The sequence below is a fragment of the Microbispora amethystogenes genome, assembly GCF_016863015.1.
Taxonomy (GTDB): Bacteria; Actinomycetota; Actinomycetes; order Streptosporangiales; family Streptosporangiaceae; genus Microbispora; species Microbispora amethystogenes.
The window spans coordinates 1-12978 of record NZ_BOOB01000004.1 but is presented as its reverse complement, the minus strand read 5'-3'; the positions used below and the strand labels follow the sequence as shown (position 1 = coordinate 12978).

Sequence of the window (12978 nt, the reverse complement as noted above, 5' to 3'; positions counted from 1 at the left end):
AATCAACGAGGGGATCGAGATGACGGCCGACCTTGCCGGGAAGGTGGTGGTGGTGACGGGCGCGGCCTCCGGCCTGGGCGCCGCGACCGTCAGCGACGTCCTGGAACGCGGCGGGCGGGTGGTCGCCGTGGACCGGGCGCGGGAGGTCAAGGCGCTCGCGGGAGACGGGGTGCTGCCCGTCGTCGCCGACGCCGCCGACGAGCGCCAGGTGCTGGACGCCGTACGCGCGGGGGAGGACGCCTTCGGCCTGGTGAACGGCGCGGTCGCCTGCGCGGGGATCACCCGCGCCGGGACGGTCGACTCCATGAGCCTGGACACCTGGAACGAGGTGCTGCGGGTCAACCTGACCTCGGTCTTCCTGCTCGCGAAGGCCGCCGTGCCCGCGATGCGCCGGGCGGGCGGCGGCGCGCTGGTCGCGGTCGCCTCGCAGGTGGGGCTCGTGGGCTATCCCGAGAACGTCGCCTACTGCGCGGCGAAGGCGGGCGTGATCAACCTGGTCCGCGCGATGAGCGTCGACGCCCGCGACAGCGGCGTCCGCGCCGTGGCGGTCTGCCCCGGGCCCGTCGACACCCCGATGCTGCGCGAGGGCTTCGAGCAGACCGGGGAGGGATACGACCTGGCGGCCTCGCGGGTGCCGCTGGGCCGCGTCGCCCGGCCGGAGGAGATCAGCGCCACGATCTGCTTCCTGCTGTCCGACGCGGCGGCCTTCGTCACCGGCACTGCATGGACGGTCGACGGTGGCTACACAGCGCAGTAACCCCGAGGCCGGCGACCCCCTGCAGGCCGGTCCCCACGCCTCCGTCCACGCCTCGCTGGAGCCGAGGGCCCTGGAGCTGCTCCGGGCCATCGCGGACTCGCCGGAACCGCTCGGCGCGCGGGAGCTCGGCCGCCGCATCGAGGCCGGCAACCGGCCGCTGAGCGAGTCGACGGTGAACCGGCTGCTGCGGCGGCTCGACGAGCAGGGCCTCACCCGTTCGATGGACGGCCGGGGACGGGTCGTGTCCGAGGCCGGCCGGGTGCTCGCGCAGCGGGCCGCGGCCGAGGTCACCTGGCACCAGCAGATCGGCTCCCTGGAGATCCGTACGGTGCAGGACGTGCGCGACCTGCTGGTCGCCCGGCGCGGCGTGGAACGCGAGATCGTCCGGGAGGCGGCGACGTCGGTCTCCGGCGAGGACGTCGAACGCCTGCAGTTCGTCATGGAGGAGTACGAGCGGTCCGTCCACACCGAGGAGCGGCGCCGCGACGTCTCCACCAACTTCCACAAGGCGCTCGCGTCGACCGTGGAGAACACGATGCTCCGCGCCGTCGCCATGGTGATCTTCGATCCCCGCTTCGACATGCTGGAGCACGTCCTCGACATGGTCACCGCCGGGCGCGGCACGACCATGCACTCCGTGCACGAGCACGAGGAGATCATGCGCGCCATCCGGGCCGGCGACCCGGACGCGGCGGAGGCGGCCATGGTCCGCCACATCAACCGCCTCATCGCCGACGCCAGCGCCGTGGTCGCCCCGTCCACGCGCCTGGCGATCGAACTGTTGCTCAAGAACCACAGCCCCGTCATCGGCGGCGGCACATGACCCTGGAGGAACCCGTGTCCACTATCACCCCGATCATCACCGACGCCGCGGCGGCGCCGAGCGCGTCCTACTCCCAGGGCATCGTGGCGGGCCGGCTCGTCGTGACGGCGGGCCAGGTCGGCCGCGACGCGGCGACCGGCGAACTGCCGGACACGCTGGCCGGGCAGGTGGAGTCGGCCATCGCCAACCTCAAGGCCGTGCTCGCGGCGGCCGGTCTCGACCTGTCGCACGTGGTGAAGACGACCTGCTTCCTCACCCGGATCCAGGACTTCCCGGAGTTCGACGCCATCTACCGGAAGCACTTCTCCGACCCGCTGCCCGCGCGCAGCACGGTCGGCGTCGTGCTGGCGGGCGACCTGCTGTTCGAGATCGAGGCGTTGGCCGTCAAGCCCGAGGAAGTGGCATGAGGCCCGGTTTCGACCTGCTCATCCGCGGTGGTGAGGTCGTCAACGGCGACGCCCGGGCGGCGCTGGACGTCGGCGTGGCCGGAGGGCGGGTCGCCGCCCTCCTCGCCCCCGGCTCGCCGGCCGCCGCCGAGCGGGAGATCGACGCGACCGGGCTGCTCGTCATGCCCGGCGGCGTCGACACCCACACCCACGTCGCCTGGCCGTACGACGACACCGTCACCGTGGACGACTGGCACTCGGCGACCCGGGCCGCGGTGCTCGGCGGGACGACCACGATCATGGACTTCGTCCCGCCCGCCGAGGGCGGCCTGGCCGCGCGCTGCCGCGCCCGGGTCGAGGAGGCCGCCGCCGACGCGGTGATCGACTTCGGGTTCCACCCGATCCTCACGGCGTCCGACACCCGGGACGTCGAGGACATCGGCAAGGTCATCGCCGAGGGCTTCACGTCGTTCAAGATGTACACGACGTACGAGGACCGGCGGGTCGACGACGGAGCCGCCTGGACGCTGATGCGGGCCATCGCCGCGAACGGCGGGCTGCCCGGCTTCCACGCCGAGAACCACGAGATCCTCACCAACGCGCTGGACGACCAGGTCCGCTCCGGCCATCTGGGCCTCGCGGACTATCCCCACAGCCGCCCCGGGCTGGCCGAGGCCGAGACCATCCACATGGTGTCGATGTACGCCCGGCGGCTGGGCACGCCGGTCTACATCTTCCACGTCTCCGGCTCCGACGCGCTCGACGCCGTGCGCTTCGCGCGCCAGGCCGGCACGGTCGTCCACGCCGAGACCTGCACGCACTACCTGGCGCACGACGAGAGCGTGTTCACCGGCGAGGACGCGTGGCGCTTCGTCATCTCCCCGCCGATCCGCGGCGCGGCCGACCGGCTCGACCTGTGGTCGGGCATTGCGGACGGCACGGTCGTCTCCGTCGGCTCCGACCACTGCGCGTACGACACCTCCGCGAAGCGGGGCTGGGAGCACGACCACCGCCACATCCCGGCGGGTGCCCCCGGCATCGAGGCCCGCACGCCGGTGCTGTGGAACGAGGCCGTGAACGTTCGCGGGCTCGACCCGTGCCAGTTCGTCCAGGTCTCGGCGGAGCGCGCCGCGCGGGCGCTCGGGCTGTTCCCGCGCAAGGGCCGCGTGGCGGTCGGCGCCGACGCCGACCTCGTCCTGTGGGACCCGGCCCGCGCCTGGACCGGCGCCGACCTGCGGCCCGTCTCGCCCGCGACCTTCTCCCTGTACGAGCGGTCGAGCGGCACCGGGCTCGCCCGGCACGTCGTGGCCGGGGGCCGGCTGGTCGTCGAGAACGGGACCTTCGCGGGGGAGAGGGGCGCCGGACGGTTCCTCGCCCGCGCGCCGATGGCCCGGCAAGCAGGCGGGCGGCCGTGAGCGCACCCGACGTCGTCACGTACGGCGAGATCATGGGCAACTTCGTGGCCACCGAGGTGGGACCGCTGGAGAAGGCCACGCTGTTCGAACGGCGGCTCGCGGGATCGGAGCTGAATGTCGCGGTCGCGCTGGCGCGGCTCGGCCACCGGACCGGCTACGTCGGCCGCGTGGGCGACGACCCGCTCGGGGACGCCGCCCGCGCCCGCCTGCGCGAGGAGGGCATCGACGACGCGCACGTGCGCGCCGAGGACCACGCGGTCACCGGCATCCAGTTGAAGCAACGCGTGCTCGTCGGGGATCCCCGCTACGTGTACTACCGCCGAGGGTCGGCCGGGTCGCTGCTCGCGCCGTCCCCCGAGACGCTCGCCTACGTGGCGTCGGCCCGGCACCTGCACGCCACCGGCATCCCGCCCGCGCTGTCGGCGACGGCCCGCCGGTTCGCGTACGAGGCGATGGAGGCGGCGCGGGACGCCGGGGCGAGCGTCACCTTCGATCCGAACCTGCGTCCCACCCTCTGGCCGGACCACGGCGAGATGACGCGCCTCGTGGACGACCTGGCCGTGCGGGCCGACTGGGTGCTGCCCGGCGTCGCGGAGGGCGAGGCGCTGACCGGACGGCGCGAGCCGGAGGCCATCGCCGACCACTACCTGTCACGCGGAGCGCGCGGAGTCGCCGTCAAGCTCGGCGCGGCGGGGGCCAGGCTGTTCACGCCCGAGGGGTCGTGGACCTGCCCGCCGTTCCGGGTCGTCACGGTCGACACGATCGGGGCGGGCGACGGGTTCGCGGCCGGGTTCGTCAGCGGCCTGCTCGACGGGCTCGACGAGGAGCGGCGGCTCCGGCGCGCCTGCGCGGTGGGGGCGCTCGCGACCAGCAACAAGGGAGACAACGAGGGCATGCCCACCCGCGCGGAACTGGACGCGCTCCTCGCGGCCGACCTACCTGTGGAGGGAACGCGATGACCGCGCGCAGCCTCCTCGACGTCGTCCAGGCGGAGGTGTCCGGCGTCCTGGCCGAAATCGACCTGGCCACGCTGGAGACGGCCGCCGACCTGCTGGACCACGCGCCGCGCATCTTCGTCGCGGGGGAGGGCAGGTCGGGTTACATGGCCCGGGCGTTCGCCATGCGCCTCGTCCATCTGGGCCGTACGACGTACTTCGTCGGCGACACCTGCACGCCGTCGACCGGGCCGGGCGACCTGCTCGTCGCCGTCTCCGGGTCCGGCACGACGGCGGCCACCGTACGCGCGGCGCGGGCGGTGACCGACGGCGGCGGGGGAGTGCTGGCCGTCACCACCGCGCCGTCGTCGCCCCTCGCCTCCGGCGCGCTGCACGTCCTGCACGTGCCCGCCGCCACCAAGCACCGGCGCGAGGGCGAGGCAGCCACGGTGCAGCCCCTGTCGAGCCTGTTCGACCAATGCACGCATCTGCTGCTCGACTGCGTCTGCCTGGAGCTCGCCCGGCGCCACGACGTGACCGACGAGCAGGCCAGGCAGGCCCACGCGAACACCGAGTGACAGGTCGGTCCACCCGGCGGGGTTCTGGACAGCGGGGTTAAGACGGCGGGGGTTCAGACAGCGGGGTTCTGGACGACGCTGGGCATCGGCGTCGCGGCGGTACGGCGGTCCTCCTGGAAACGCGTGATCGACAGGACGACCGCGACGGTGAGGGCGGCGGTGACGATGTACGCGGCGTTGACGGCGATGTCGAAGAGCGCGGCCTCCCGCATTTCCGGCAGCTCTTCGGCGTTCAGGTATCTGCGGCCCACTCCCTTGGCGATCCACATGCTGACCAGCCACGCCAGCCACCAGGCCCAGATCAGCCCGGACCGGCGGGCGGTCGCGAGGTTTCCGGTCTCCTCGACGGCGCCGGGCTTCGACGCCGTCCAGATGTCGTCGACGATCTGCTTGGGATACCACCAGCAGAGGACCGGGAAGCCCCAGCCGAAGACCAGCCAGGGCCTGGCGCGCCGGTGCGGCCACGGGCTCAGCGTCTCGGCGTTCGTCCGGGCTCGGAAGAGCCAGACCAGGAACACGACCGCGGTGGCGACGTAGACGACGGTCTCCACCAGGCCCGACAGGGCGTACAACGTGTCGCTGGCGTCGCCGTCGGCCTGGGAGGCGGAGGCGGGGTCGGCGAGGAACCTGTCGATGAGCAGGGCCCGCTGCACGTCGACGGCGGAGGAGAGCACGCTCACCAGGGAGTCGGCGGCCAGCATCACGACCGCCGCCGTCCCCAGCGCCCGTATCGGCTGCAACGGCGTGGGCGGTGCTGTGGGATACACGGAGAACTCCTCAGGAGGGGGTGAGGAATCATCATTCATCGCCGTACGAACGTGATCATCCGAATTTCCATTTCGTGATCGTTTCTCTCGGGCCGGGCGGCTCCGGTGCCCTCGTTAGGGTGGGGTCATGGACGTGAAGATCAGCGGTGTTCCGGTGCACGTCGTGGAGCGCGGCGGCGGAATGCCCGTTCTGGCGTTGCACGGCGCGGGCGTGGATCATCGGGAAATAGCCGGCGTTCTGGAGCCGGTGTTCCGCGGCCGGCCCGCTTATCGGCGCATTTATCCGGACCTGCCGGGAATGGGGCGCACCCCGTTGCCGGACTGGTTCCGTGGCTCCGACGACACCTTGGATGTCGTGCTCGGCTTGGTCGACGCTCTGGTCGGAGACGAGCCGTTCGCGGTCGTCGGCCACTCCTTCGGCGCGTACCTCGCGAGGGCCGTCGCCGACCGCCGCCCGGAGCGGGTCGCGGGACTGGCGCTGATCTGCCCCATCGGCGAGGAGGCGGGCGACGTGCCCGCGCACGCGGTGCTGCACGGCTCGGCCGACGCGGCCGACGCGCTGAGCCCGGACGAGCAGGCCCAGTTCCGCGACTACTTCGTGGTGCAGACGCCCGCCATGGCGGAGCGGTTCCGCGAGCACGTGGCTCCGGCTCTGCCCCTCGTCGACGGTGACGGCCTTGAGCGGATCTCCGGACACTGGCGGCTGAGCAAGGCTCCCGCGGAGACGCCCCCGTACACCGGCCCGGCGCTGATCCTCGCCGGACGCCAGGACGGCACGGTCGGGTACGCCGGCCCGTGGGAGCTGGTGGAGCGGTATCCGCGGGCCACGTTCGCCGTCCTGGACCGCGCCGGTCACGCGCTGCCGCACGAGCAGCTCGGCCTGTTCACCGCCCTCGCCGCCGAGTGGCTCGACCGGGTGGACGAGCATCGTACGACGTGACGCCGGTCTCAGCCGCTGACGGCGCGGAGGGCTCCGGGGTGACGGCCGGTGAGCCGATCGAGCCGCGCGGCGGTGGAGTCGTCGGCGGGGAGATAGGCGATCAGTAGCTGGCTCTCGTCGTCGGACAGGCCGAGGGTCTCGTAGGCCAGCCGCAGTTCGCCCTCCTGCGGATGCTCCAGCCGTTCGACGCCCGTGCGACTGGGCGGGCCGGGCGGAGCCTGCAATCGGTCGCTGAAGGGGGCGCCGACGGCGAGGGTCAGCTCGTCGACGAGATGGCCGACGTGCGGGTCCTCCCGGCGAAGGCCCAGGCCGAGGACGGCGATCCGCTCGTCGGCCACCCGCTCCCACTCCGGATAGGCGGCCCTGGCCCTCGGGTCGGCGAACAGGTAGCGCAACAGATTGGCCGGCCGGTGGTCCAGCAGCCCGATGGGCCCGGCGAGCCGCTCGAAGCCGTCCGTGTGGGCGAGCACGTCACCGAGCCGGTTGACCACCAGCGCGGGGGCGGGTTCGAGCCGGTCGAGCAACGCCCGCACGGTGGGGCGCACCGACTGCGCGGGCGGCCCCTGGCACATGCCGACCAGCCGGCCGGCGCCGTCGGCCGCCTTGTAGTGGTTCAGCAGACGGAGGCGCTCGTCGGCGGACAGGCGCAACGCGTCGGCGAGGGCGGCGAGCACGGGCATCGAGGGGTGGCGATCCCGCCCCTGCTCAAGCCGGGTCAGATATTCGACGCTGATCCCGGCGAGCGCGGCCAGCTCGGAACGGCGCAGGCCGGGGGTACGGCGCCGGCCGCCGCCCGGCAGCCCGACATCGGCGGGGGTGACGGCCTCGCGGCGGGCCCGCAGGAACTCGCCCAGAGTGGTGTCGCTCACGATTCGCAGGCTACCGAGTGACCTCGGCTCCGATCGTGGCCCTGCCGGGGCCAGCCTCGGCCCGGCCTCCCTCCGATGGTCGCCGCCGCCGGATCCTTGGGTTTCCACTGTGCTGAGGAGCGTCGAAATGGATCTGGGACTCACCGGCCGTACGGTCGTCGTGACGGGAGCCTCCGGCGGCATCGGCCGCGAGATCGCCCGCGGCTTCGCCGCCGAAGGGGCAGACGTCGTGCTCACCTATCACCACTCCCAGGCGGGGGCGGAGCGGCTCGCCAAGGAGATCGGCGGACGCTCGCTCGTCGCGCCGTACGACCTGGATGACGACGAGGCGGCCCGCACTCTGGCCGAGACCGTGATCGAGTGGTCCGGCCGGATCGACGTGCTGGTCAACAACGCGGTGCACTGGGGCGCCACGGAACCGGACGCGGGCCTCGCCTTCGAGGCCGTGTCCGACGAGAGGTGGCAGAAGACGATCCGGGCCAACGTCGAGGGTGCGCTCCAGCTCAGCCGGGCGGTCGTCCCGTCCATGCGAAAGCGCGGATGGGGCCGGCTGGTGCACATCTCCTCGGGCATCGCGGTCGACGGGATGGCCGGTGGTGAGTACTACGGCGCGGCCAAGGCGGCACTGCACGGTTTCAGTAGGTCCGCCGCGTTCGGGCTCGGCAAGGACGGCGACATCCTCTCCAACGTCGTCATGCCCGGCCTCACCAGGACGGAGACCAACGGCGCGATCGTCGAGCAGGCGGGCGGCCACTACAGCGCGCTGGCTCCGATCGGCCGCCTGCTCGACGCCGCCGAGGTCGCCGGCGCCGTCGTCTATCTGGGCTCCGCCGCCAACACCGGCATCACCGGACAGGCGGTCAAGGTCACCGGCGGAGCGTGAGCGCGGCCGCTCGTCTCCTACGGCGCGAGCAGCGGGAGCGCCGGGAAGGCGTGGTCCTGCCACAGCAGCCGCGAGGCCTCCTCCGGATAGGCGGTGACCGTCGACGGCGTGTCGAAGACCTGCGCGAGGCGGCGCTCGGCGTCGTACGGAGGCCAGCCCGGGTCGCCGTGCGCGGCGAACGCCGTCCACGCCGTACGGATCCGCGCGGACAGCTCCTCCGCCGCAGGGGAGGGCGGGGTGCCGATCAGCATGGCGGGCTGACCACTGCTGAGGTTGCCGAACACGAGCGGCACGTCCAGGCCGTGGCAGGCGCCGAGGGCACCACCCAGCCCCGGAGCGGGCCACGTCAGCTCGTAGAGGTGGGCCCGCCCGCCCCCGGCGATCTGCGCGTCGCCGAGGTGGAGGCTCGGCATGCGGAACAGCCAGTCCCCGTTGACCAGCTCGTACAGCTCCTCCTCGGCCGCGCCCGGGAACGCCTCCCGGTAGCGGCGTGCGCCGTCCGGGCCGGGGGCGAGCATGCGCAGAGCGGTCTCGGTCTGCTCGGGTGTGACCTGGCCGAGCACGCCGTCGATCAGGCTGAACAACCGGTGCTCGTCACGCGTGTGCCCGGCGAGAAGCTCGACGTCCCGGGCGGCGCCGTCGGCCAGCGCCTGCCAGGGGGTCATCGGCAGGACGTCGCCGTCGACGACCGGCGCGAACGGGATCGGCCGGTGGATGATCTGCCCCCAGCGCTCTCGCCACCGGACGATCTTCGCCGAGATCGCGTCGCCCGCGGCTGGCAACCGGGCCGGGTCCACCGCCGACAGGCCGTGCGCCGTGGGCCGTACGCCCAGCTCGTCGGCGCACGCGGCGGCGATGTCGGCGGCCAGCTCGGGGGAGAAGAACGTGCCCGGCACACTCTGCGCGACCGCCCGGCGGAAGAGCCCGGCGGCGCAAGGCATGGCGAGCAGCGCGGCGACCGATCCGCCGCCCGCCGACTCGCCGAAGACCGTGACCCGGCCCGGGTCGCCGCCGAAGGCCCGGATGTTGTCCCGCACCCATCGCAGGGCCTCGACCTGGTCGAGCAGCCCCCGGTTGGCCGGGGCCCCGTCGATCAGCGCGAAGCCCTCGATGCCGAGCCGGTAGTTGAGGGTCACGACCACGGTTCCGCTCGCGGCCAGGCGCCCGGCGTCGTACTCCGGAAGGCCGGAGTTGCCCGAGACGTACCCACCGCCGGGGATCCACACCATCACCGGGAGCCCCGCCGCCTGGTCCGGTTCCGGCGTCCACACGTTGACGGTCAGCCAGTCGTCGCCGGAGGCTTCCTGGGATCCCCCGAGCAGGCCGGACTGCGGGGGCGGCGGGCCGTACGCGACCGCCGGGCGCACACCGTCCCAGCCGCGCACCGGCCGCGGCGCGGCGAACCGCAGGGCGCCGACCGGCGGCTCGGCGTACGGGATGCCGCGGAAGACCGCCATCCCCGCCTCCCGGCCGCCGCGCAGGACACCGGCCGCCGTGCGGACCTCCGGCTCGGACTCGTACGGCGTGCCAGACGCGGTGACGGCCACTTCGCGGTCTCCTCTCCGAACCTGCCCGGCCGAGCATGCCAATGCGTACGGACCGCGGGCAAACCATTTTGGAAAGCGATGCCGGCAGGTCTGAAAAGCCGATTTCGGCCGTCCGCCACTGTGGTGTATATGGCATTGGTAATTTCCCACATCCCGTTCACATCCAAATGCTTTAAGGAGTGAGCTGGCCCGTAGGTGCTGTCATCGATGGCTAGCATGGGCCGAATGCTCACAACTCGGGATATGCCGCTACAGACCAGGAAACGCTTGGCGTGGCTCGACGCCCTCCGTGGCCTCGCGGCCCTGACCGTGGTCTTCGAGCACAGCCTTGAGCCGTTGTTACCCGAAGCGCGGCTACCGGTGAAAGTGGTTTTCGACCCTGGCTGGTTCGGCGTGATGGTGTTCTTCTTGGTCAGCGGATACATCGTGCCGGCGTCCCTGGAACGGCGGGCCAGCCTACGGGAATTCTGGATTTCCCGTTTCTTTCGTCTGTATCCGCTGTTCGGAATCGCCGCGGCGGCCATGGCTCTGCTGGCGCTGGCAGGCTGGGACGACCCGCACATCTGGTGGACGTCCCGGCCGGTCTCCCTCGTCTTGGGCCACCTGACGATGCTGCAGAACCTGCTGTACATGCCCAACCTGCTCAACGTCCTCTGGACGCTGTCCTACGAGATGGCCTTCTATCTGCTGCTGACGGCGATGTTCACGCTCGGCGTCAACCGGAAAAGCATCACCGGCGCACTCGGTTTCACCGCAGCGGCCCTGCTGGGCGCCGGCGCTCTCCCGGTCGCCCTGTTGTCGGCGGGCGGATCCGGCCGGATGCTGACGGTCGCCCTGGTGGTGACCACGCTGACAGCGGCGGGACTGACCGCTGCGATCAGGGGTTCGGGTGCGGTGCGGCACGTAGGCGCGATCGTTATTGGGCTCACTGTGCTGGCACTCCTGGCCGTCAACCAGAGCTATCCCGGGCCATGGCAGGGCCTGCTGATCCTGGCCACGATGTTCGCCGGCACCGTGCTGTACAGGGCGGAGCAGCGTGAACTCTCCTGGAGGCAAGCAGGCTGGGTGGCTCTGGTCCCGGTCGCCGGGATCTGGCTGGCGCGTGACGACATCGGCACACAGACGGCCACGGTCGCCGCCTGGCTCACCTTCGCCGCCGGCCTGGCCTTGCGGCATCAGAGGATGCCGCGCGTACTCGCATGGCTGGGGCTGGTCAGTTACTCGGTCTACCTGCTCCATCCCCTGCTGCTGGAGTGGGTCGAGTGGTTCTGGCCGGAGCCGCTGGCCGTACCCCTGCACCTGCGCATCGCGGCTCTGGCCTTCGTGGTAACGCTGCTGCTCGTGCTCAGCGCGCTGACGTGGCGTTTCGTCGAAGCCCCCGCACAACGCCTCGCCAAACGCCTCACCTCAGCAGACCTGACGCCGCCCGGCAGTAAGGCCACGGTCGTCCGGATGGGGGCGGACGAGGTGAGCTGACGGTCAGTGCCTCCTCATGCCACGGTGCCGGGCGTGAAGCCTCGGCGGTGGCCGCCTAATCCAAGTGATGAGCCTGAAACCCACTCCGGCGTGGGCTTTCGTCGGATAGGCAAGTGCCTGACACTGACGCCGACGAAGGGGACCGGCATGGGAGTGCATCTCGCCGGCTACACGGAGACCCAGGCCAGGCTCGGGGAGCTTCTTGACGCGGCCGAGCGGGGCCGCAGCGCGACCGCCCGCTTCGGTGACCGCACCGTCGCCGTAGTGGACGGTGAGTGCCTGCGTCGCTTCCTCGCTCGCACCTGCCCGTCCAAGGTCCAGGTAGGGGCGGAGGCGGGTGGATGGTCGGCCTTCATCCCCGGCCTTCCGTTTGCCGCGGACGGATCGACATTCGACGAGGCGATCGATGAGCTGATCGACGCTGTCCGGGAGTACGCCGAGGACTGGCAGGATCGCCTGTTGGATGCCCCCGGCCACAGGGACAACTGGGGTCTGGTGCAGATGTTCTGCCTGAGCAGCGACGAGCAGCTACGTGAGTGGCTGATCGGGTTGGGAGACCACAAGTGAGTTCGCCGGCGGCGTCGAGTGAGATTTCGTCCCTCCTCGGCTACCTGATTCGTCCGCAGTGCTCCGGGCTTCAGGCCGGGGGTGAAGCGGACTTGCCCGCGTAGCGGGGAAGGGAAAGCCGATCCGCCGTCAGGCGGATCGGCGTCCAGTGGGCTCAGACGGGGCGGTTCTGCTGTTCGATGTACTGGCGCAGGACGCTGATCGGTGCGCCGCCCACGCTCCCGGCGAAGTAGGAGCCCGACCACAGCTTGTTCGCCCGGTAGTAGTGGCGGGCCAGTTCGGGGAACTGGGTCCGCATCCGCCGGGAGGACACCCCTTTCAACGAGTTGACGAGGCGGGACAGGGCGACCTTGGGCGGGAAGTTCACCAGCAGGTGCACGTGGCTGGTCTCGCCGTTGTACTCGGACGGTTCGGTCTCGAAGTCGGCGCAGGAGGTCCCGCATGATCTGCTCCATGCGTTCCAGGTGTGCCCCGGTGAACGCCCGATGCCGGAACGTGGTCACGACGACCAGAGGAGCGTGCAGGACGAAAACACAGTGCCTGCCAGTTCTGAGGTCTCCCTGTAATCAGCCGTGCACCGTCGGTAAAATCATGGTGTGCGGCTCCGGTACAACTTCCGCCTTTATCCGACGCCGGGCCAGCGTCACGCCTTGGCCCGCGCGTTCGGGTGCGCGCGGGTGGTGTTCAACGACGGGCTGCGCGCACGACACGACGCCCACGACGCCGGGCTGCCGTACATCTCGGATGGGGAGTTGTCCAAGCGGGTCATCACGCAGGCGAAGCACACCCCGGAACGTTCCTGGCTGGGCGAGGTTTCCGCCGTGGTGTTACAGCAGGCGCTCGCCGACTTGAACACCGCCTACCGGAACTTCTTCGCCTCCGTCACGGGGAAGCGGAAGGGGGCGAAGGTCGCCCCGCCCCGGTTCCGGTCCAAAAGGGACAACCGGCAGGCGATCCGCTTCACCCGCAACGCCCGCTTCGCCATCACCCCCGGCGGGAAACTACGGTTACCGAAGATCGGTGACGTTGCGGTCC

The 12978-nt window shown here is 71.6% G+C and carries 14 protein-coding genes and 1 pseudogene; 11 read left to right on the top strand and 4 right to left on the bottom strand.

Going from position 1 to position 12978, the window contains the following annotated elements; genetic code table 11:
• The first annotated feature begins 19 nt into the window (after window positions 1-19).
• From Mam01_RS03180 to hxlB, 6 genes are read left to right on the top strand one after another with little or no spacing between them, the layout of a single operon-like run.
• Window positions 20-757: an SDR family NAD(P)-dependent oxidoreductase gene (locus tag Mam01_RS03180; protein ID WP_204283991.1), complete on the top strand. Its 738-nt coding sequence runs from the start codon at window positions 20-22 to the stop codon at window positions 755-757.
• The gene (locus Mam01_RS03175) at window positions 738-1580 is read left to right on the top strand and encodes an FCD domain-containing protein (protein WP_150930283.1); all 843 of its coding nucleotides are present in this window, start codon (window positions 738-740) and stop codon (window positions 1578-1580) included. Before Mam01_RS03180 ends, Mam01_RS03175 begins: the two co-directional genes overlap by 20 nt.
• A gap of 14 nt (window positions 1581-1594) precedes the next feature.
• Window positions 1595-1987 carry a RidA family protein gene (locus Mam01_RS03170; protein ID WP_204283990.1) on the top strand — a complete coding sequence of 131 codons (393 nt, stop codon included), beginning with the start codon at window positions 1595-1597 and terminating at the stop codon, window positions 1985-1987.
• The gene (locus tag Mam01_RS03165; protein WP_204283989.1) at window positions 1984-3381 is read left to right on the top strand and encodes an amidohydrolase family protein; all 1398 of its coding nucleotides are present in this window, start codon (window positions 1984-1986) and stop codon (window positions 3379-3381) included. Before Mam01_RS03170 ends, Mam01_RS03165 begins: the two co-directional genes overlap by 4 nt.
• On the top strand, window positions 3378-4340 hold the full coding sequence (locus tag Mam01_RS03160) for a sugar kinase (RefSeq protein ID WP_204283988.1): 963 nt from the start codon (window positions 3378-3380) through the stop codon (window positions 4338-4340). The genes Mam01_RS03165 and Mam01_RS03160 overlap by 4 nt, the downstream gene beginning before the upstream one ends.
• Window positions 4337-4894, top strand: a complete 558-nt coding sequence (hxlB, locus tag Mam01_RS03155) for a 6-phospho-3-hexuloisomerase (protein WP_204283987.1) — start codon at window positions 4337-4339, stop codon at window positions 4892-4894. Before Mam01_RS03160 ends, hxlB begins: the two co-directional genes overlap by 4 nt.
• Window positions 4895-4947: 53 nt before the next feature.
• On the opposite strand, the gene Mam01_RS03150 is transcribed toward hxlB, so the two are convergent.
• Complete coding sequence (locus Mam01_RS03150; RefSeq protein WP_204283986.1) at window positions 4948-5661, bottom strand: DUF4328 domain-containing protein; 714 nt, start codon at window positions 5659-5661, stop codon at window positions 4948-4950.
• A gap of 127 nt (window positions 5662-5788) precedes the next feature.
• Here Mam01_RS03150 and Mam01_RS03145 point away from each other — a divergent pair, with 127 nt between their 5' ends.
• On the top strand, window positions 5789-6601 hold the full coding sequence (locus tag Mam01_RS03145) for an alpha/beta fold hydrolase (protein WP_239100997.1): 813 nt from the start codon (window positions 5789-5791) through the stop codon (window positions 6599-6601).
• Between the two features lie 8 nt (window positions 6602-6609).
• Here the strand turns inward: Mam01_RS03145 and Mam01_RS03140 are convergent, their stop codons facing one another.
• Window positions 6610-7470, bottom strand: coding sequence for a helix-turn-helix domain-containing protein (locus tag Mam01_RS03140; protein WP_204283985.1), 861 nt, complete (start codon window positions 7468-7470; stop codon window positions 6610-6612).
• 127 nt (window positions 7471-7597) lie between these two features.
• On the opposite strand from Mam01_RS03140, the gene Mam01_RS03135 reads away from it, so the two are divergent.
• Entirely contained in the window at window positions 7598-8353 is a 756-nt protein-coding gene (locus tag Mam01_RS03135) for an SDR family NAD(P)-dependent oxidoreductase (protein WP_204283984.1), read from the top strand.
• Between the two features lie 17 nt (window positions 8354-8370).
• Here Mam01_RS03135 and Mam01_RS03130 read toward each other — a convergent pair whose 3' ends face one another.
• Window positions 8371-9900, bottom strand: coding sequence for a carboxylesterase/lipase family protein (locus Mam01_RS03130; RefSeq protein ID WP_204283983.1), 1530 nt, complete (start codon window positions 9898-9900; stop codon window positions 8371-8373).
• 267 nt (window positions 9901-10167) lie between these two features.
• On the opposite strand from Mam01_RS03130, the gene Mam01_RS03125 reads away from it, so the two are divergent.
• Window positions 10168-11376 carry an acyltransferase family protein gene (locus tag Mam01_RS03125; protein WP_204283982.1) on the top strand — a complete coding sequence of 403 codons (1209 nt, stop codon included), beginning with the start codon at window positions 10168-10170 and terminating at the stop codon, window positions 11374-11376.
• A gap of 147 nt (window positions 11377-11523) precedes the next feature.
• Entirely contained in the window at window positions 11524-11943 is a 420-nt protein-coding gene (locus Mam01_RS03120) for a prevent-host-death protein (protein WP_204283981.1), read from the top strand.
• A 154-nt stretch (window positions 11944-12097) separates the two neighbouring features.
• Here the strand turns inward: Mam01_RS03120 and tnpA are convergent.
• Window positions 12098-12467 (bottom strand): annotated as a pseudogene (gene tnpA / locus Mam01_RS03115) (IS200/IS605 family transposase).
• A gap of 72 nt (window positions 12468-12539) precedes the next feature.
• Between tnpA and Mam01_RS03110 the strand changes: the two are divergent.
• The coding region (locus tag Mam01_RS03110) for an RNA-guided endonuclease InsQ/TnpB family protein (protein WP_204283980.1) at window positions 12540-12978 on the top strand (439 nt) is incomplete at its 3' end.

Coding starts and splice junctions, on each gene's coding strand:
- Mam01_RS03145 (WP_239100997.1), top strand. CDS start 5,789: ATGGACGTGAAGATCAGCGGTGTTCCGGTGCACGTCGTGGAGCGCGGC.
- Mam01_RS03120 (WP_204283981.1), top strand. CDS start 11,524: ATGGGAGTGCATCTCGCCGGCTACACGGAGACCCAGGCCAGGCTCGGG.
- Mam01_RS03135 (WP_204283984.1), top strand. CDS start 7,598: ATGGATCTGGGACTCACCGGCCGTACGGTCGTCGTGACGGGAGCCTCC.
- hxlB (WP_204283987.1), top strand. CDS start 4,337: ATGACCGCGCGCAGCCTCCTCGACGTCGTCCAGGCGGAGGTGTCCGGC.
- Mam01_RS03165 (WP_204283989.1), top strand. CDS start 1,984: ATGAGGCCCGGTTTCGACCTGCTCATCCGCGGTGGTGAGGTCGTCAAC.
- Mam01_RS03180 (WP_204283991.1), top strand. CDS start 20: ATGACGGCCGACCTTGCCGGGAAGGTGGTGGTGGTGACGGGCGCGGCC.